This window comes from Bifidobacterium angulatum DSM 20098 = JCM 7096, assembly GCF_001025155.1.
Classification (GTDB): Bacteria; Actinomycetota; Actinomycetes; order Actinomycetales; family Bifidobacteriaceae; genus Bifidobacterium; species Bifidobacterium angulatum.
The window spans coordinates 1,197,975-1,216,267 of record NZ_AP012322.1; the positions used below are offsets into that span (position 1 = coordinate 1,197,975).

16 protein-coding genes and 5 tRNA genes are annotated in these 18,293 nt (G+C 60.5%); 6 read left to right on the forward strand and 15 right to left on the reverse strand.

From position 1 onward, the window contains the following. Position 1 precedes the first annotated feature (1 nt). Genes BBAG_RS04860 through BBAG_RS04870 form a run of 3 tightly spaced genes read left to right on the forward strand, consistent with a single transcriptional unit; the run spans position 2 to position 3,471 of the window. Positions 2-457 carry a YraN family protein gene (locus BBAG_RS04860; protein ID WP_003826640.1) on the forward strand — a complete coding sequence of 152 codons (456 nt, stop codon included), beginning with the start codon at positions 2-4 and terminating at the stop codon, positions 455-457. Continuing rightward, complete coding sequence (locus tag BBAG_RS04865; protein ID WP_003826642.1) at positions 457-1,995, forward strand: YifB family Mg chelatase-like AAA ATPase; 1,539 nt, start codon at positions 457-459, stop codon at positions 1,993-1,995. Before BBAG_RS04860 ends, BBAG_RS04865 begins: the two co-directional genes overlap by 1 nt. 33 nt (positions 1,996-2,028) lie before the next feature. Beyond that, on the forward strand, positions 2,029-3,471 hold the full coding sequence (locus tag BBAG_RS04870; RefSeq protein ID WP_407921654.1) for a DNA-processing protein DprA: 1,443 nt from the start codon (positions 2,029-2,031) through the stop codon (positions 3,469-3,471). Here BBAG_RS04870 and BBAG_RS04875 read toward each other — a convergent pair. Beyond that, positions 3,468-3,815, reverse strand: coding sequence for an MGMT family protein (locus BBAG_RS04875; RefSeq protein WP_003826646.1), 348 nt, complete (start codon positions 3,813-3,815; stop codon positions 3,468-3,470). The genes BBAG_RS04870 and BBAG_RS04875 overlap by 4 nt on opposite strands. Positions 3,816-3,946: 131 nt before the next feature. Here BBAG_RS04875 and BBAG_RS04880 point away from each other — a divergent pair, with 131 nt between their 5' ends. From BBAG_RS04880 to BBAG_RS04890, 3 genes are all read left to right on the forward strand, one after another. Beyond that, positions 3,947-5,794 (forward strand): FAD-binding protein, encoded by a 1,848-nt coding sequence (locus tag BBAG_RS04880; protein ID WP_003826648.1) that lies wholly within the window; start codon positions 3,947-3,949, stop codon positions 5,792-5,794. A 100-nt stretch (positions 5,795-5,894) separates the two neighbouring features. Next, the gene (locus BBAG_RS04885) at positions 5,895-6,842 is read left to right on the forward strand and encodes a succinate dehydrogenase/fumarate reductase iron-sulfur subunit (protein WP_033508093.1); all 948 of its coding nucleotides are present in this window, start codon (positions 5,895-5,897) and stop codon (positions 6,840-6,842) included. Positions 6,843-6,878: 36 nt separating this feature from the next. Further along, entirely contained in the window at positions 6,879-7,550 is a 672-nt protein-coding gene (locus BBAG_RS04890) for an O-methyltransferase (RefSeq protein WP_033508091.1), read from the forward strand. Between the two features lie 168 nt (positions 7,551-7,718). Here the strand turns inward: BBAG_RS04890 and BBAG_RS04895 are convergent, their stop codons facing one another. The 14 genes from BBAG_RS04895 to glmU form a co-directional block, all read right to left on the reverse strand. Then, on the reverse strand, positions 7,719-8,459 hold the full coding sequence (locus tag BBAG_RS04895; protein ID WP_003826652.1) for an LOG family protein: 741 nt from the start codon (positions 8,457-8,459) through the stop codon (positions 7,719-7,721). A gap of 5 nt (positions 8,460-8,464) precedes the next feature. Next, on the reverse strand, positions 8,465-9,898 hold the full coding sequence (locus tag BBAG_RS04900; RefSeq protein ID WP_407921655.1) for a Na+/H+ antiporter NhaA: 1,434 nt from the start codon (positions 9,896-9,898) through the stop codon (positions 8,465-8,467). Between the two features lie 191 nt (positions 9,899-10,089). Continuing rightward, positions 10,090-10,163: transfer RNA gene (locus tag BBAG_RS04905), tRNA-Arg, on the reverse strand. 38 nt (positions 10,164-10,201) lie between these two features. Further along, a tRNA-Arg gene (locus BBAG_RS04910) sits at positions 10,202-10,275 on the reverse strand. 38 nt (positions 10,276-10,313) lie between these two features. Then, positions 10,314-10,387 (reverse strand) — tRNA-Arg (locus tag BBAG_RS04915). A gap of 193 nt (positions 10,388-10,580) precedes the next feature. Continuing rightward, entirely contained in the window at positions 10,581-11,915 is a 1,335-nt protein-coding gene (gene clpX / locus BBAG_RS04920; protein ID WP_003826660.1) for an ATP-dependent Clp protease ATP-binding subunit ClpX, read from the reverse strand. A gap of 134 nt (positions 11,916-12,049) precedes the next feature. After that, positions 12,050-12,697 (reverse strand): ATP-dependent Clp protease proteolytic subunit, encoded by a 648-nt coding sequence (locus tag BBAG_RS04925; protein WP_003826662.1) that lies wholly within the window; start codon positions 12,695-12,697, stop codon positions 12,050-12,052. A 2-nt stretch (positions 12,698-12,699) separates the two neighbouring features. Continuing rightward, positions 12,700-13,311 carry an ATP-dependent Clp protease proteolytic subunit gene (locus tag BBAG_RS04930; protein WP_187128117.1) on the reverse strand — a complete coding sequence of 204 codons (612 nt, stop codon included), beginning with the start codon at positions 13,309-13,311 and terminating at the stop codon, positions 12,700-12,702. A 328-nt stretch (positions 13,312-13,639) separates the two neighbouring features. After that, positions 13,640-14,248 (reverse strand): ECF transporter S component, encoded by a 609-nt coding sequence (locus tag BBAG_RS04935; protein WP_003826667.1) that lies wholly within the window; start codon positions 14,246-14,248, stop codon positions 13,640-13,642. A gap of 731 nt (positions 14,249-14,979) precedes the next feature. Next, a tRNA-Ala gene (locus BBAG_RS04945) sits at positions 14,980-15,052 on the reverse strand. A gap of 76 nt (positions 15,053-15,128) precedes the next feature. Continuing rightward, a tRNA-Ala gene (locus BBAG_RS04950) sits at positions 15,129-15,201 on the reverse strand. Between the two features lie 225 nt (positions 15,202-15,426). After that, the gene (locus BBAG_RS04955; RefSeq protein WP_003826671.1) at positions 15,427-16,125 is read right to left on the reverse strand and encodes a histidine phosphatase family protein; all 699 of its coding nucleotides are present in this window, start codon (positions 16,123-16,125) and stop codon (positions 15,427-15,429) included. A 142-nt stretch (positions 16,126-16,267) separates the two neighbouring features. Further along, complete coding sequence (gene rsfS / locus BBAG_RS04960; protein WP_003826673.1) at positions 16,268-16,684, reverse strand: ribosome silencing factor; 417 nt, start codon at positions 16,682-16,684, stop codon at positions 16,268-16,270. Between the two features lie 103 nt (positions 16,685-16,787). After that, positions 16,788-18,170 (reverse strand): bifunctional UDP-N-acetylglucosamine diphosphorylase/glucosamine-1-phosphate N-acetyltransferase GlmU, encoded by a 1,383-nt coding sequence (gene glmU / locus BBAG_RS04965; protein WP_003826675.1) that lies wholly within the window; start codon positions 18,168-18,170, stop codon positions 16,788-16,790. Positions 18,171-18,293: the final 123 nt, after the last annotated feature.

Here is an 18,293-nt window from a genome sequence, read left to right on the forward strand (position 1 = left end):
CATGACCGATACATACACTATGCAGAAAACCTATTCGTCCGACGAAGCCCGTCTCGAGGCGATGGAGACCATCGAGGCCCGACTTGCCGGCAATGCGGTGTCCAGCCGTCAGGTCGGAGCGCTCGGCGAAGCATATGCCGCGGCCTGGCTTGAGGGGTTCGATTGGCTGGTGCTCGCCCGTAACTGGCATTGCCGCTATGGTGAGCTGGATATCATCGCATTGAGCCCCGAACGCCGCATCATATTCGTCGAGGTGAAGACCAGGCGAGGTGTGAGATTCGGCACGCCGCAGGAGGCCGTCACACCGTCGAAGCAGACGAATCTTCGACGTGCGGCATTGCAGTGGCTGGAGCGTAACGGCCACTTGTTGAGGCATAACGGCATGCGTTTCGATGTGGTCACGGTAAGCGTGCATGACGGGCAGGTGGCCGTGCATCGTATTCCGGGAGCGTTCTGATGGCGATCGGCGGCGCACTCTCCGTGGGGCTTATCGGCTTGAAGGCGTTCACTGTCACGATGCAGGCGTTCATCAGTCCGGGGCTTCCCTATTTCTCCATCATCGGCTTGCCGGATACCTCGCTGTCGGAGGCGCGCGAACGGGTGAAGTCGGCGTGCCAGGCGAGCGGCTTTACCTGGCCTCAGACCCGTGTGACGGTGAATCTCTCCCCCGCGTCGATGCCCAAACGCGGCTCGTCCTATGATCTGGCGATCGCCGCGGCGGTGCTGAGCGCGGCGGGAACGATACCCCCTGAAAGCCTGCTGTCCACGGTGGTGGTCGGCGAAGTGAACCTCGACGGCACAGTGCTGCCGGTGAATGGTCTGCTGCCGATTTTGCTTCATGCCCGCGAGCAGGGCGTGGAACGGGTGATCGTGCCCCAGGCGAACATGGATGAGGCCGAGCTGATCGACGGGCTGGATACGCGAGGCGTACGCCATGTGGGCGAGCTCATCGAGATGATGGGCGGTGAGGCGAGCTACCGTCTGCCCGATGAGATTCCCACAAGCAGAGGGGGCGAGGATGGCGCCAGCCAGCTTGTCAGCCCGGTGATCGGCGATATGAGCGAGGTGGTCGGGCAGGAGTATGCGAAATGGGCGATGGAGGTCGCGGCGGCGGGCGGGCATCATCTGCTCATGACCGGACCACCCGGTTCGGGCAAGACGATGCTCGCCTCGCGTATGCCGGGCATCATGTGCCCATTGTCGGAATCCGAGCAGCTTGAAGTGGCTACGGTTCGTTCGCTGTGCGGCACGCTGCCGGCCTACGGCATCAGCGATGTGCCGCCGTTCGAGGCGCCGCATCACACATCTTCCACCGCAGCGCTTGTGGGTGGCGGCACTGGCGTGGCCATGCCCGGTGCGATCACGAAAGCGCATCGTGGCGTGCTGTTCATGGATGAGGCGCCGGAATTCTCCGCACGATCGTTGCAGACCTTGCGCGAACCGCTGGAATCCGGGTATGTGGCGGTATCCCGCTCCAAGGGGACCGCCTATTATCCGGCGGCGTTCCAGCTGGTGATGGCTGCGAACCCCTGCCCGTGCGGCATGTCGTATGGCACCGGCGAACGTTGCACCTGCACGCAACGCGAGCGGCAACGATATTTCGCCAGGCTTTCCGGTCCGATTCTCGATCGCATCGACATTCAGGTCGAGGTGCCGCCGGTGTCCGGCATGCTGCTCGGCCAGGAGACGTTCAAGCGGCGAACGGGCAGTGCCGAGATCCGCGCGCGCGTCGTCGCGGCCCGCGATACGGCCCGTGAACGTTTTGCCGATATGGGGTGGATATGTAATGCGCAGGCTTCGGGCACGTGGATGCGTGAGCATTTATCCCATAAGGCGCTCGAACCGGTCAGCCGCGCATTGGAATCACAGCGGCTGAGTCTGCGCGGCGCCGACCGTGCCATGCGCCTGGCTTGGACACTGGCCGATCTCAAAGGGCTGACAAGTCCCGGACACGATGAGATCTCCCAGGGCATTGCATTGCGCACGCATGTGTGATCCGTTACGGGAATCGTTTGGAAAGGATCCATATTGAGTATTACGACCACCACAGCCGTTCCGAGGCAGCCGTCCTCATGCTTCCGCCCGTTGGAGGACACGCTGGCTCGCGCGGTGCTGACATTCTGCCTTGACGGCGCGGATGCGCTGATGTATGCAACGATCAAGGGCGCACAAGGTGCGGTCGAGGCTCTGCAGCTCATAATCGAATCCAAGCCGGGCGCTTCAGGGTGTGACGCCGCAACACGCAAACTTGAAGGCGTGTTTCTCACCGGGCTCTCCCGCTGGGGGCGAAAGCCCGGCAACCGGGCGCTGCAGGTGTTCCGACGTTCGTTGGATGGCTGGCATGCGCGGCTGGATTGCCTGCCTTCGCTGGATTGGCACGGGTTGGAGGACTGGTTCACCATGGATGGTTCGCAGTGGATCATCGGCCCGCAGGACGGCGCCTGGCCTGCACAGCTGGAAGATCTATCGACGCATAAGGATTGGGCCGCTCCCCTATGCCTGTGGGGTGTAGGCAGCATGGCGGCGTTGACGAGCTGCCCGTCGCCGGTGGCGGTGGTCGGTTCGCGTGGTGTGACCGATTATGGGCGCACGGTGGCGCGTGAAGTGGCGTTGCGTGCCGCGGCGGACGGGCATCTGATCGTGTCCGGCGGGGCGATGGGGGCGGATGCCGCGGCGCATTGGGGAGCGCTCGATGCACTGCGGCAGCGCGGGCTTGATGCGGCAGGCCGGACCGTGGCGGTGTTCGCGGGCGGATTGAACCATATCGGTCCTTCCTCGAATCTGCGTCTGTTCGAAGCCATCCGGGCGAACGGGGGCGCGCTGGTCAGCGAGATGTGCCCGAATACCATTCCCGAGGCGCGGCGGTTTCTGCTACGCAACCGCATCATCGCCGCATTGGCATCCACGGTGGTGGTGGCCCAGGCGCGCCTGCGTTCAGGTGCATTGAACACGGCAGGTTGGGGCAACGATCTCAACCGTGTTGTTTTGGCCGTGCCGGGAGACATCACCGTACCGCATAATGCGGGCTGCAACCGGCTGATAGCGCAATCCGAATCCATCATCCTCACCCGCACGAGCGGCATCGGCGAATTCTGCCACGCACCGCATGAACCGCAGGCCCTGTACGAAGTCACCAGCGAAACCACCAGCTTCTCAACCGGTTGCGCACGAACCGGCGGTATCTGCGCGGATTCCGATGCGAGCAAATCCGCGGAGCACGTCATAACGCCGTCGCAGCAAGCTCTGATCGCCGCGATCCGCTCATGCAACCGCCAACACATACGTGCCACGCCTGATGCGTTGCTTGCCGCCGTCGGCAAGACGGCTCCCGAAACCAGCGGGCAGAAGCCGATGGCCGGCATCGGCCAGGTGATGGCGGATATCGGCACCCTGGAGGCAAGGGGTCTGCTTCGCTACGACGGGGCCGCCACACTGATACGCCACACTGATATGACAGGCGGCGCACATTAGGCATGCCACTGGCAGCGAGCCAAATCGACCCTCCATCCCCCATCGCCGGCATTGCCGTTCGACTTCGGCGGTATGAACGCCACACCCTCGGCTTCCAGCAACGCACGCTGCGCGTCAGGCCCACCGAACGCGAACCCCGGCGCCAACGAACCATCACGGAACACCACGCGATGGCATGGGATCACACCCTGCTCCGGATTGCCATGCAGCGCATACCCCACCAGCCTCGCGCAGCGCGGCGCCCCGATCAGCGCCGCGACCTGCCCATACGTGGCGACCATGCCCCGCGGAATCCCACGCACCACCGCATACACACGCTCGTTGAACGACTCGTCTTCAGCCATACTCCCATTATGCTCACGGCAGTCGGCAACCCAACGTTCCAAGTCACCCGCTAAGACACCTGCACAAGCAGCAAACCATCCTCGTCTCCCACCATGCGAGACAAGTCACCCCTTGTGTGACAATAACAAGTATGAGTCCGAAGCACTTGGAAGATATGTATGATGCGGTGATCGTCGGCGCCGGAGCGGCCGGCCTGTCCGCGGCACTGGGATTGCTCCGATCCGAAACCGTCAAGGAGATGAAGGCCAACGGCCAGGAACCGAAGATCCTCGTGATCTCCAAACTCCAGCCCCTGCGCTCACACACCGGCTCCGCCGAAGGCGGCATCGCCGCCGCACTGGGCAATGTGGAGCATGATGACTGGCACTGGCATTACTACGACACCGTCAAGGGCGGCGACTGGCTCGTCGACCAGGACGCGGCCAAGCTGCTCGCCGAATATGCTCCCGAAACCGTCATCAATCTGGAACGCCAGGGCGTAGCCTTCTCCCGAACCGCGGACGGCCATATCGCACAACGTCGCTTCGGCGGCCACACCAGCGAGTTCGGCGGCGAACCCGTTCGCCGCGCCGCCTACGCCGCCGACCGCATCGGCCATCAGATTCTGCACACCCTCTGGCAGCAGTGCGTCGCCAACGGCATTGAATTCGCCGAGGAATGGTACGTCACCGACCTGGTACTCAACGAGGAGCACACCCGGGTCGCCGGCGTCGTCGCCTTCGACACCCACACCGGCAAAACCCATGCCGTCAGCGCGCACAACGTGCTCTTCGGCACCGGCGGCGCCGGGCGGCTCTTCCACACCACCTCCAATTCCTGGGATCTCACCGGTGACGGCATGGCGCTGGCGCTGGCGGCCGGCCTGCAGCTCGAGGATTGCGAATTCGTGCAGTTCCATCCCACCGGCCTGGCTCATACCGGCATTCTGCTGTCCGAGGCGTCCCGCGCCGAAGGCGGTGTGCTGCGCAACGCCGACGGCGAGGCATTCATGGAAAAGTACGCTCCCGGCCACGCCGATCTGGCCGCCCGCGATGTGGTGAGTCGTTCCATCATGGCCGAAATCGACGCCGGCCGTGGCATCGCCGATCCAAAGGACCCGGAGGGCCCGAAGGACTGCGTGTGGCTCGATCTGACCGGCATCGACCCGGAGCACATGGAGCAGACGCTCCCCCAGGTCGTCGAAACCATCCGCAAATACGCCAACATCGATCCCACGCGCGACTATGTACCGGTCAAGCCGACCGCCCACTACACCATGGGCGGCATTCCCGTCACCACCAATGGCGAAGTGTACCGTTGGCAGAATGGCGAGCGCCGTGTCGTCGAAGGTCTGTATGCGGCGGGCGAATGCTCCTGCGTGTCCGTGCATGGCGCGAACCGTCTGGGAGGCAATTCCCTGCTTGACGCCTGCTTGTTCGGCACCCGTTCCGGCAGGTCCATCGCCGCACGTATTGCGCAGGCTGAGTCGAGTGGCGAGTCCGAGGCCGCCGACGCCGCATTGGAAGAGACCGTGGAGACTGCACGTGCCGCACGCCAGAGCGAGCTTGACATGCTGCTTGCCGGCAACGCCGATGATGCCGCCGATGACAATCCCTACCAGCTGATGGCCGAGCTGGGATCGACGATGGAACGTGCCGCTGCGGTGCGCTGCGACGCGCAGTCCCTTGCCACGGCGATCGAAACGATCGACAACGATCTTGCACCGCGCGCGCAGGCGCTTGCCGCGCACGATAAGGCGGCCACGTTCAATCAGGAGATCACCGCCATCTGGGAGGTGCGCCACCTCATCACGCTCGCCCAAACCGTGATTGCCGCCTCCGATGCGCGCCATGAATCGCGTGGCTCGCTCAAGCGCACCGATTTCCCGGATCGCGATGACGAGCATTTCCTGGCGCACTCCATGACCGATGCCGCGCACGAGGTCTCCTGGCAGCCTGTGCACATCGTCGACATGCCTCCGAAGAAGCGCGAATACTGATGCCCCACATGCCGAACGCAACAATAACTATCACGCCCCGAACCGGGCGATGCCTTATGGCACAATATCTTGCTGGATTTTATGAACAGGAGGCACGCGCATGACGAACACCACGGTGACATTGCGAGTGAATCGTTTCGCTCCGCGTCCGGAACGGAACCGCGATCGAGGCGGCAGTCCGTTTGCCCGTAAAAGCTCCCCTTTCGGCGCTTCGTCCGAGGCTCCGGCACGCAGGCGTCCTCGCGGCAAACAGTGGACGCAGGACTATGTGATCGAGGCACGCCCGGAGGACACCGTCCTCGATTGTCTGCTGACCATCAAGCGCACCGTCGATCCCACGTTGGCGTTCCGCTATTCCTGTGGGCATGGCATGTGCGGTTCGGATGCGGTGGCCATCAACGGCACGCCCACCCTGCTATGCACCGCCACGGTGAAGGATTGGGCCAAGCCCGCCGGCACCGCCATCCAGACGGATGACGAGGGATTCCGCCGCACCGATGGAGTGGATACTACTGCCGACGCCGCCGATGCCGGCGAACCACAATCAGCGAGTACCGCAAGCGACGCCGCCAGTCTTGGTGTCATCGAGCTTGCCGCGCTTCCCGGCTTCCCGGTGCAACGCGATCTTATCGCCGACATCGATCCGATGCTCGACCAGTTGAAGAAGCTTAAGCCCGCGTTGGAGGCGGATGGCGTGCTGGCCACTACGAAGGATGGCAAGATCGACGTATTCGAATACCTTCAGAATCCCGAGCAGCTTGCGCAATACGAACGGTTGACCAATTGCATCGCCTGCGGTGTATGCGAGGGCGCCTGCCCGGTGTTCGCCGGTGGCGATGCATTCATCGGCCCTGCGGCACTGATCTGGTCGAGCCGTTTCATCAATGATTCCCGCGATGTCAAAGCCGCAGAACGTATGGATGCCATCGATACGGCGGATGGCGTTGCCGCCTGCCAGTCGGTGCGCGCATGCTCCCGTCAGTGCCCCCGAGGCATCGATGTCGGCGAGGAGATGTGGCAGATCGTGGCCAAGGTGCGGGAACGCTGATCTACGCAGGAGTCGGAAGAGTCGAAGGAGATGATGATGGATCACACTACGTATGAGAATCTGGCGAAGGCGTGGGATTATGTGGAGGAGCATGCCGCGGACCGTCAGTCGAATGAGCTGAAAGAGCTGCGTATCACAGCCCAGGAGGCCGGGATGCCGCAAAGCGCCGCCATGCAGGCCGCTTTGCTTGCGGTGCTGGTTCGTTTGACGAATGCCAGATCGGTTATCGCCGTGGGAACCGGTTCGCTGGTGGAAACGTTGGAATTGGTGCGCGGTCTGGATGGTGAAGGCCAGCTGACCGCTGTCGATTCCTCTGCCGAGGGCATTGCGTTGATCCGCAAGTCGTTTGACCGCATTCAGGATGAGACCGATACCACGTTGCGTGCGGTGAATGCCACTGCGGGCACATTCCTGCCTCGTCTGAACGCCAATGTGTACGATCTGATCGTTGTGGCCGGCGATGCCAGCAACTATGCGTCAAGCTTCGAGCAGGCATCCCGCCTGCTTCGTCCTCGTGGCGCAATCGTATTCACGGATATGCTTGCTTTGGAACATGATGATGCCAACGGCGGCGTGGTCAATCCCGCCGACCGTTCCCCCAAGGCCACAGCCATGCGGGAACTGCTGGAGACCGTGGAATCGGACGAGGGCTTCGACACGGCTCTGACATCCACCGGCACCGGTCTGTTGGTGGCCGTCAAACGTTGACAGGCCGCTTTCGCCCCGTTCCGGCATATCGATAATGAGTGGGATACGGGTGAAAACCTATGGGTTGGCCCCGTGCGAATGGCCATTCGCACGGGGCCAACCCATAATCGTCACGTCGATTCGACCATCACACGACGATGTCCCTGCGGCAAAAGACCACGGCACACATCATTTGCTGATGGCTCTGGTCGCCACACCAACCGCTTCCTCCGGATCGTCGGTGATGGTGACCAGCTGGGGGTCCACGCCGGAGATCATGCCGTTTTCTTTCACCGGCCCGTTCAACCAGTCGAAAAGCCCCTGCCAGTACGCACTGCCGAACAGCACCACCGGTTTCTTATCGACTTTATGGGTCTGCACCAGCGTCAGGATCTCGAAGGTCTCGTCAAGTGTGCCGAAGCCTCCGGGGCACACGATGATGCCTGACGAGTATTTGACGAACATGGTCTTGCGTACGAAGAAGTATCGGAAGGTCATGCCCAGGTTCACATAATCGTTGATTCCCTGCTCATGCGGCAGTTCGATGCCCAGCCCTACGGATGTGCCGCCCGTCAACGCGGCGCCACGATTGCCGGCTTCCATGATGCCCGGCCCGCCGCCGGTGATCACCGCGATCCCGCGTCTGGCGATCAACTCGCCCATCTGTTCGGCATCACGGTAGAACGGGGAATCCTCTGCCACTCTGGCGGAACCGAAAATACTTACGGCCGGCCCCAAGTCGGCGAGCGCGTCGAATCCGTCCACGAATTCGGATTGGATGCGCAGCACTCGCCACGGATCCATGTGAAGCCAGTCGGATGACTGTTCCGCTTTCAGCAATCTCGCGGTGGAACTGTCTTTGGGGATGAGTTTGCCTCGCAGAATCTCCGAGCCTCGGCGATATGTGCGGTCAAATGGCTTGTTAGGCATGCAGGTCACTCGCCTTTCTTCGATTGACGTTCCTGCCTACGGGCCTTCATCGCAGCAAGCCATTCAGGGGTGAACGCCTTCATGCTGACGCTTTGCGTACCGTCCTCCAATAGGGCGCGCTCTTCGATTTCAGGTTCTTCCTCGGCATGGTCGCCGGAGGCTTTCCTGGCGGCGTCCAATGCGGCATAGCGCTTCGACTGGCGGCTGAGCAGCACGCCGGAGAGGGAGGCCGCGACCAGGGATGCGAGCAGTACGCCGAATCGCGCTTCGGCGGATAGTTCCGGATTCTTATAGGCCAGGGATGCAATCAGGAACGATACGGTGAAGCCGATGCCGCAGGAGCAGGCGGCCGGGAACAGGTCGCGCACGCGCAGTCCCTTCGGCATTTTCAGCCCGCCCACGTGTGTGCTCAGCCATGCCACGAGCATAATGCCCACCGGCTTGCCGACCACCAATGCCACGATGATGCCCACCACTACCGGCGAGACGACCAGTGCAAGGGTAAGCGATTCGAAGTGCACGCCGGTGGCGAACAGCGCGAAGATCGGCAGTGCCACGAGTGCGGACAATGGTTGGAGCTTATCATGGTAGCGTGCCGCGCGTGGTGTTTTCTCACCGTAGATTTCACGTGACGGCGTGAGCAGACCGACCAGCACGCCGGCCAAGGTGGGGTGTACGCCGGCTTCGAACATCATCACCCAGGCGAGTATGCCCACGATTCCGGCCACGATCCATGGAATACGCTTCAAACGCACCAGGAACGCCCAAGCTGCGGCGCATACGGCGATGCCAATGAACCAGTACCATGCGTTCAGTGAGGAGAAGAACAGGGCGATCAGCACGATGGCGAGCAGATCGTCCACGGTGGCGAGGGTCATGAGGAACGCACGGATCGAACCGGGCAATGCCTTGGCGAACAAGGCCAGTACTGCCAGGGAGAATGCGATGTCCGTGGCCGTTGGAACCGCCCACCCTTGGGCGATGGCCGAATACGAGTACACTTCGCCGGACGCGATGGTTTCCAGACCGGGCCCGGGGGGCGCGAAACGCGCGAACAGAGCCGTTACCGCAAGGAACAGCACCGGAGGAACCATCATGCCGCCCACGGCGCACAGCATAGGCACCGCGGCCGCCTTGGGATTGGCCAGGGAGCCGGTGGTAAGCTCCTGCTTCAAATCAAGCCCTACCATCAGGAAGAACACCGTCAGCAAGCCGTCCTGAGCCCAATGGCCGATCGGAAGGTCGATGTTCGTGCGCGGAATGGCGATATGCGTTTCCGCGATCGTTTCGAACAGATGCGCGGTGGCTGGCAGATTCGCCAGGATCAGGCCTGCAAGTGCAAAGCCAAGCATGATCAGGCCGGAAAGTCGATCCGATGCGGCAACTCGCCTAACTCCCATCCAGAATCTATTCGGTGTGCGCACTTGTGTTTCGGCCATCGGCTCTCCTTACCACCATGCCGCGCTGTACCGGCATGGCTGTTGTATATGTTCACATACACACTATCGAACGATTATGAACGACTTATGCCCTGAGCATCACCCGTGAGACAGCCGTGTATCATGTGACGAACGCGCCGACGAATCGGCGGATATAAGAAAACCTCGCTGCAATACAGCGAGGACTCAAGTGCGCGAGACAGGATTCGAACCTGCGACCTGCTGATCCGTAGTCAGCTGCTCTAATCCGCTGGGCTACTCGCGCAACGTCATCTTCTTTCACCACGTGATGACCCGTGGTAGTGCGCGAGACAGGATTCGAACCTGCGACCTGCTGATCCGTAGTCAGCTGCTCTAATCCGCTGGGCTACTCGCGCAACGTCATCTTCTTTCACCACGTGATGACCCGTGGTAGTGCGCGAGACAGGATTCGAACCTGCGACCTGCTGATCCGTAGTCAGCTGCTCTAATCCGCTGGGCTACTCGCGCAACATTGTTCTTTCAAACAACTCGACTTATATTACCCATTTCTTTTCATATTGCAACTACGGCATGTCGCGCGTGTCGGACATCCGGCATTCCGTATACAACGCAACACGCTTTTGCACTATCCGATGCGTCAATGCAACCGACCATCCCAAACCACCGGCAGCGAGGCGACCTTCGACGTCAACGGTTTGGATCATTCCACCGCGCGCAGGCTTGGCAAGGACTGGGTGTCCACATTCTCCTCGTCGCAGACGATGCGTGGCCTGCCACCGCCATCGACCGCATCGCCATCCACAATCACTTCGACCACATGATTCATGCTGGGCAGCTGGAACATCGTGTCCTGCAACGTGCGCTCGATGATCGAGCGCAATCCTCGCGCGCCCGTCCCCTGCCGTATTGCCGTGCGGGCTATGGCCGCAACCGCATCATCGGTGAAGGTAAGCGTCACGCCGTCCACTGCGAACAGTTTCATATACTGCTTGACCAAGGCGTTCGACGGCTGGGTGAGCACCGCAGCCAAATCGTCCTCCTTCAGTTCCTGCAACACGCTGACCACCGGCAGGCGGCCAATGAACTCGGGCAACAGGCCGAATTCCGCCAAGTCGTCGGCACACACCTGCTGCAGCAGCTCTCCGTCGGGCACCTCGTGATCATGCCATTTGGCGCCGAAGCCGCTTTCCCTTGCTCCCAGGCGATTCTTGATGATGTCGGTGAGCCCTACGAAGGCTCCGCCGCAGATGAACAGAATCCCCCGCGTATTGATCTGAATGGTCTCCTGCTCACGGTGCTTGCGCGACCCCTCGGCGGGCACTGACGCGATGGTTCCCTCCAAGATCTTAAGCAGCGCCTGCTGCACCCCTTCCCCGGAGACATCACGCGTAATGGAGGTGTTCTCCCCCGACTTACGCGCGATTTTATCGATCTCGTCGATATAGACGATGCCATGTTCGGCCTTCGACACGTCGCCATCAGCGGCCTGCAGCAAACGCTGCAGCACGGTCTCCACATCATCACCCACATAACCCGCCTCGGTGAGCGTGGTGGCGTCCGTGATGACGAACGGCACGTTCATCACCTTGGCAAGAGTCTGGGCAAGATAGGTCTTGCCCACACCGGTGGGCCCCAGCAGCAGAATGTTCGATTTGGCCACCTGCACATCGCGCAGCGGATCGGACGCGGCGTCTTCGCCACCCGCGGGAGCGACCTGACTCGCAGCCTCGCGCAGTTCCATATTGACGCGTTTGTAATGATTGTATACGGCCACGGAAAGCGCCCGCTTGGCCGTCTGCTGCCCGATGACGTACCGATCGAGATAATCATTGATTTGCATGGGCTTGGGCAGAGTGAGCGCGTTGACTTCAACGTCTTTGATGCGCTCGTCGGAAATGATGCTTACGCATAGTTCGATGCATTCGTCGCAGATGGCGGCGCCCTGCCCTGTTACAAGTTTGCGTACCTGATGTTCGGTTTTGCCGCAGAACGTGCACTTCGGTACTTCGTCGTTATAGTCCACCACGCGTCCCATGCGACCTCCTGCGAAAACGCGAATCGGTTACAGTCCCATCAAACACCATACCCCCGCCCATATCTTGGGCAGGGGTATGATTCCGGATCGCCGCGTGGCGGAACGTGCCGGGCACGCCCTACCGCCGGCGGCTGTCACTGACGATGTTCGAGCACTTCGTCGACAATGCCGTATTCCTTCGCCTCCGAAGCGGTGAGGAAGGTGTCGACCTCGATGTCCTTGCGGATGCGCTCGACAGGCTGGCCGGTATGCTTGGCCAGCGTATTCTCGAGCCATTCGCGCATGCGCAGCATCTCGCGGGCCTGGATCTCGATTTCGGTGGCCTTGCCGAAACCCTGGTCGATGGCCGGCTGATGAATCAGCACGCGGGCATTCGGCAGCATCAGACGCTTGCCTTCGGCGCCTGCAGCCAGAAGAATGGCGGCGGCGGATGCGGCCTGGCCAAGGCACACGGTCTGCACGTCGGGCTTGATGTACTGCATGGTGTCGTAAATGGCCGTCATCGCGGTCATCGAGCCGCCCGGAGAGTTGATGTACATCATCACGTCACGGTTCGGGTCCTGGCTTTCCAGCACCAGCAGCTGCGCCATGATGTCGTCCGCGGACGTGTCGTCCACCTGCACGCCCAGGAAGATGATGCGGTCCTCGAACAGTCTTGAGTAGGCGTCCATGGTCTTCATGCCATACGGCGTCTTCTCGCTGAACTGCGGCATAACGTAACGGTTGGTCGGTCCGGCAAGACGCTGGGCGCGTGCTACGAACCGTGCTTCTTCGCTAGCCATGTTCACTCTCCCCTCATGCTGTCGCGCGTGGTGATGATCTTATCCACGAAGCCGTATTCCAGTGCTTCCTGCGCGGTGAACCAGTGATCGTATTCGTTGTCTCGGTAGATCTCCTCGACGGTGTGACCGGTCTGTTCGGCGGTCAGCTCGCTCATGGTCTTCTTCATGTCCATGATGAGCTCGGCGTTGATGCGCACATCGGTGGTAGTGCCGCCGATGCCGCCGGACGGCTGGTGCATCAGCACGCGGGCGTGGGACGTCAGATAGCGCTTGCCCTTGGTGCCGGAGCTCAGCAGGAACTGACCCATCGAAGCGCACATGCCCAAGCCGACCGTCGCCACATCCGGCTCAATAAGCTGCATGGTGTCGTAGATGGCCATGCCAGCGGTGATCGAGCCGCCCGGGGAATTGATGTACAGCCAGATGTCCTTCTTCGGATCTTCGGCGGCAAGCATCAGCATCTGTGCGCTGATGCGATTGGCCATTTCATCCTTGACTTCCTCGCCCATCCAGATGATGCGGTCTTTGAGGAGTCGATTGAAAATCGGATCGACCGGCCCGGAAGGCGCATCCTCACCAGCCATGACCGGAAGGGTTGCAAAAGTGTTGTTCACCATGCTCTCCATTCGAATTACATATTCTTCAACATTTCTCAGACTACCGCCCCGAAGAGACGGACGGCTATTTTTTCGCCCTTTTGCCCTTATTTCAGCTCCCCGCGTACCCTATGCGGCCATATTCACCAATATTCACACGAACAAAGGCCAATCCCGTACCCCGAGCCTGTGCAGCAGGCAGTATCGAAAACGCCGAAACAAAGGAGCCGGCATGGCACAGCAGGAAACCCCCAGCAACACGATGAGCTTCATCGACCAGTTGAAGCCGATGGTGCAGATCCAGGAGGAGGCCACCTTCTCCCGCACGGTGATGAGCGTCGAGCTTTTACGCGGCCGACGTATCGCCGCGTGCCGCGCGGCCGGATGCCAATCTGTCCAATGCGCCGGTTTTGGCGAGCGCCACATACAGGAACCAGCTTGCCATGCCGGCGATCACCATGCCGCCGATCACCTCGCAGATCATATGCGTGATGCCGCGTGGGCTCAACAGCGAGACACCCGCATACCGGAACAGCAGCAGGTATATGCCGTATTCCACGCCGGTAAGCGCCCCTCCCGCAATGGCGAGCGGCAGCGTGAAGCTACGGTAGCGTGCAACGGCAAAGGGAATCTCCGAACATGCCCCCTGCAGCATCGCGGAAATCACCACGAATCCGAATGCGTACTGATTGCCGATCACCATTTCCGCGAACGAGCCGACCAGATTGACATAGATGGCGGCGCCGGGTTTGCGAATCACCAGCACCGCAAACACGCCCGAGGCATACCAGATTGCGTGGAACAGGCTGGCCAATCCCGGTAGGATCGCGCCCAGCAGCGAGGAGAGCACGGGATATATAAAGTTGAAGCCTTGGAAAATCACACCGCAGGCCACGCCAACGGCCGCACCGACGGCAATATCGGCTGGAGTCCAACGCAGGTACGCACCGCCCACAGCGCCACGATTTTTCCGATCGTCACCACGCCTGTTCCCGCGACCGTCGTCTCCGCGTGCCGCAGGGCTGTTTCCGCTCGCCGGTGTTCCTTGATAACTCGATGATGTGTTGGACGATTGTGCAGACATACGGCACTCCCCGTTCCTGATGTCGGCCACGCACAGCAGTGATCCATGGGTTGATACGAACAGGCACAAGCCACACTCGGCATACGCGAATGTCCGTTTCCCCAGTGCCCCTTGACCTGCGTGGCACGGGCGGGAGCACCGCCGACCACTATACACACCGGTTCAACACAACCGTCCATTTCCGCCGACGCCCGCCGATACCGGTTTGTGTTCAATAACTTACCGATTCATATCGTCGCGTTTTGTGGCGAATCATCGCAATCGCCCACTTGTTCATGCTTGGTGAGCTTACATACGCACTGTTCAAGTTCACGCACACGCTGCTCAAGTCGAACGATGCGAAGTGCCTGCGAGACAATAAGCATGTCACGGGGATCGCCGGCATCGGAATCGGCGATTGCCTCCGGCTTGTGATCATGCGGCTTATCGGGTACAGGCCTCCGAACCTGTTTGCACCAACGATAAAATTCAGCTCACCAAGAAATGGGGCATAGGGGGAATGTTTTGCAATCGTAAGCAAATACTGCAATCACTTGGAATTTCCAATGCAATACATACAAATAAGACCCCTTGCAATGCAAGAGGCCTTCATTCATAATCTGTGGAGCTAAGGGGATTCGAACCCCTGACCCTCTCCATGCCATGGAGATGCGCTACCAGCTGCGCCATAGCCCCGTTTTCATTTATCTGACCCGGCGAGCGAACACGCCCGACCGAATCAGGGAGAGATACTCAATCAAGCACCTCATCGTGGAGCTAAGGGGATTCGAACCCCTGACCCTCTCCATGCCATGGAGATGCGCTACCAGCTGCGCCATAGCCCCGTTTTCATTTATCCGTTCTTTGCGAACCTCGTACACAATACGACGGAATGTCTGAATATGCAAGCAAGGCGTGTCACAAGCCCCAATAAGAGGCAAATTTTCGTTGGAATTCCGCCGTTTTCACGCGACACGCCGAGTATATGACAAAGGCTGACGATACACACTCGTCAGCCCTGTATCCAGCACTCGATTGTCCTGCCATGGCATAACGCCATGCCAGGCATCTCAGCGTTCGCGCTCCCACTCGTCTGTGTCGGCAATGGCCGGCCCATGGTTGTAATCCATCAAGCGCCATCGCAAGCCGCCATCGGCGGTATCCATCGGAAGCAGCCTCACCCAGTGCGCGTTATTCATCGAGAGCACACTGGCGAAGGTCGGATCCACACGATCAAGCCCCAATAAGGTCTGCAACGTCTGGGAAATCCACGCACCATGGGAGAAGATGTACAAATCGGTGTCATCCCCCGCACGCGTTGACCAGTCGTTGATCGCTGCAACGCCACGCTCCCCCACGGCGCTTTTCGCTTCGGCACCGTACTTCATTTCGCCGTCCTTATGGTCGACCCAGAGTTTGAAATCCTCGGGGTAACGTTCAGCCAGCTCGTCGACCGCATGCCCATCCCATTCGCCGAAGCTGCGCTCACGCACACGAGGATCCGGATGCAATTCGGCCCCGCCCAGCACGTCGGCAAACGCCTGCGCGGTGGCGCGCGCACGCCCGAGATCGGAGCAGACGATCAGCTGGCGACTTACCTGAGGACGTCTGTCCACATACAGGTCCTTCAGGGCAAGAGCCGTTTGCTTGACCTGCCACTGGCCTACGGCATCCAGCGGAATATCCACCTGGCCCTGCAAACGATGCGCCGCATTGTAGGAGGTACGCCCATGACGGACAAGGAAAATGGAACGAACGTGTTGTGGCATGAAAATCCTTCTTATCGTATGGTTCGGTAACAAAATATACACAGTAAGGGGCCTGCGGGTGCGAACCCGCTGCGCACGATACGCATGCTATTGGTTCACGCCCGCAGGCCCCTGTTCCATCATGAAGTCACACGGCTATGGCTCATTCGGCGTTGGAATCATCCGTACCGGCATCGACGGCGCTGGTTTCCGGATGTTCAAGCTGCAGGTCGATCTGCGGGCAGTCGCGCCAGAGTCGTTCCAGGTTATAGAACCCACGAGACTCAGTGTGCATCACATGAATCACATAGTCGCCGTAGTCGAGCAGCACCCACTGGCCTTCCGTCAGACCCTCGCGTTCACGCGGCTGGCGCTTGCCGCACTTCAGATACAGATCGCGTTCGATCTCTTCGGCGACCGCAAGCACCTGGCGTTCGTTGGACGCGGTGGCGACCATCATGATGTCGGTGATACCGAGAGGCACGGTCACGTCGAATGCAACGATGTCGGTGGCCTTCATACGGTCGGCGGCAGCCGCGGCAACACGGATATCGTCGATGGAAGATTGCAAAGCTGGCATGGGTATCCTTCCCGTTTATTCGATTCCTGCTGTATGCAGCAGTGTATATGGTGAGGCGAATGAATCAGCGGACCTTGCGGGCCCTACATGTCTAGTCGAAAGCTCAGCGTTCCCAGGCGGGCTTCCAGCCTTCGACATTGTGCTGCGTGTTCTCGGAGTACACCATGGAGTCGCTCGGCACCTCATGGCGCACCACGGAACCGGCTCCGGTGGTCACATTGTCGCCGACCTCGACCGGAGCCACGAACAGGTTGCCGGCACCCACATGGCAACCGGCTCCGATCTTGGTGCGGTTCTTGTGCACGCCGTCATAGTTGGCGGTGATGGTACCACCGCCGATATTGGTGTGATCGCCCAGTTCGGCATCGCCCACATAGCTCAGATGCGGCACCTTGGTGCCATTGCCGATATGCGCCTTCTTCATTTCCACGAAGGCTCCGGCCTTCGCACCTTCGCCGAACTCATTGCCCGGACGCAGATACGTCCACGGGCCGATATTCGTGCCACGTCCGATATGGGACTCCTGCACACGGGAACGCTCCACCACGGCCTCGTCGTCCACCACGGCGTCGATCAGCGTGGTGTACGGGCCCACAACGGCATTCTCACCGATAACGGTATGCCCCTGCAGGAAGCTGCCCGGCAGAATCACCGCGTCACGGCCGATCTCAACGTCATCCTCGATCCACGTGGTCTGCGGGTCGAGAATGTCGACGCCGGCGCGCATCCACTGCTCGCACACGCGGATGTTGTGTGCTTTGGCAAGTGCGGCAAGCTGCACACGGTCATTCACACCCTCCACGCTTAAGGGGTCGGGAGCCGCGAATGCGCCGACAGCACCGTCCTGCTTGGCTGTCTCCAACGCATCGGTCAGGTAGAACTCACCCTGCGCATTATCGGATTTCAGGTCGGCGATCGCCTTGCTCAGCACGGCGGCGTCGAACACGTATACGGAAGTGTTCACCTCATGCACGGCCAGCTCGCTGCTGTTGGCGTCCTTCTGTTCCACGATGCGCAGCACGTTGCCTTCGCTATCGCGGATGATGCGGCCATACCCGGTCGGGTCGTCGAGCACAGTGGTGAGCACAGTGGCGCCGTTGCCGCTGGCATTGTGGAAGGCGAGCAGCTGGCTCAACGTGTCGGAATCAAGTAACGGCATGTCGGAGGCTGCGATCAGCACGGAGCCCTCCAATTCGCCCTGTTGGGTCAGCTGCGCCATAGCACACTGCACGGCGCGCCCGGTGCCGGGAATGTCGTCCTGATTGACGATGGTGACGCGCTCATTGTAGGACCGTGCCGCTTCAGTCACGCGATCCGCCTGGTAATGCACCACGACGGCAAGAGTGTCCGGATCAAGCGCGGACACCGAGTCCATCACACGATTCAGGAATGTCTTGCCCGCCAAAGTGTGCAGCACCTTTGGCTTGTTGGAACGCATGCGGGTTCCTTCGCCCGCGGCAAGGATAATTGCGGCGCTTAGTGCCATCTTTCGCCTTCCGTTTCGTTCATGTCTTCGAAAACGTCTGTTTCTCCATGTATGGGGCAAATTCCTTGAAAACCCTTGAGGAGTAACGCCTTCAACGCACACGCGATTGTATAGATAGGGTTA

What these genes read in the sequence shown, in the direction of transcription:
- BBAG_RS04895 (WP_003826652.1), bottom strand. Translation starts at nt 8,459, where the DNA reads ATGCCTAACAAGCCATTTGACCGCACATATCGCCGAGGCTCGGAGATT.
- BBAG_RS04860 (WP_003826640.1), top strand. Translation starts at nt 2, where the DNA reads ATGACCGATACATACACTATGCAGAAAACCTATTCGTCCGACGAAGCC.
- BBAG_RS04900 (WP_407921655.1), bottom strand. Translation starts at nt 9,898, where the DNA reads ATGGCCGAAACACAAGTGCGCACACCGAATAGATTCTGGATGGGAGTT.
- BBAG_RS04875 (WP_003826646.1), bottom strand. Translation starts at nt 3,815, where the DNA reads ATGGCTGAAGACGAGTCGTTCAACGAGCGTGTGTATGCGGTGGTGCGT.
- clpX (WP_003826660.1), bottom strand. Translation starts at nt 11,915, where the DNA reads ATGGGACGCGTGGTGGACTATAACGACGAAGTACCGAAGTGCACGTTC.
- BBAG_RS04865 (WP_003826642.1), top strand. Translation starts at nt 457, where the DNA reads ATGGCGATCGGCGGCGCACTCTCCGTGGGGCTTATCGGCTTGAAGGCG.
- BBAG_RS04890 (WP_033508091.1), top strand. Translation starts at nt 6,879, where the DNA reads ATGGATCACACTACGTATGAGAATCTGGCGAAGGCGTGGGATTATGTG.
- BBAG_RS04885 (WP_033508093.1), top strand. Translation starts at nt 5,895, where the DNA reads ATGACGAACACCACGGTGACATTGCGAGTGAATCGTTTCGCTCCGCGT.
- rsfS (WP_003826673.1), bottom strand. Translation starts at nt 16,684, where the DNA reads ATGCCAGCTTTGCAATCTTCCATCGACGATATCCGTGTTGCCGCGGCT.
- glmU (WP_003826675.1), bottom strand. Translation starts at nt 18,170, where the DNA reads ATGGCACTAAGCGCCGCAATTATCCTTGCCGCGGGCGAAGGAACCCGC.
- BBAG_RS04880 (WP_003826648.1), top strand. Translation starts at nt 3,947, where the DNA reads ATGAGTCCGAAGCACTTGGAAGATATGTATGATGCGGTGATCGTCGGC.
- BBAG_RS04955 (WP_003826671.1), bottom strand. Translation starts at nt 16,125, where the DNA reads ATGCCACAACACGTTCGTTCCATTTTCCTTGTCCGTCATGGGCGTACC.
- BBAG_RS04925 (WP_003826662.1), bottom strand. Translation starts at nt 12,697, where the DNA reads ATGGCTAGCGAAGAAGCACGGTTCGTAGCACGCGCCCAGCGTCTTGCC.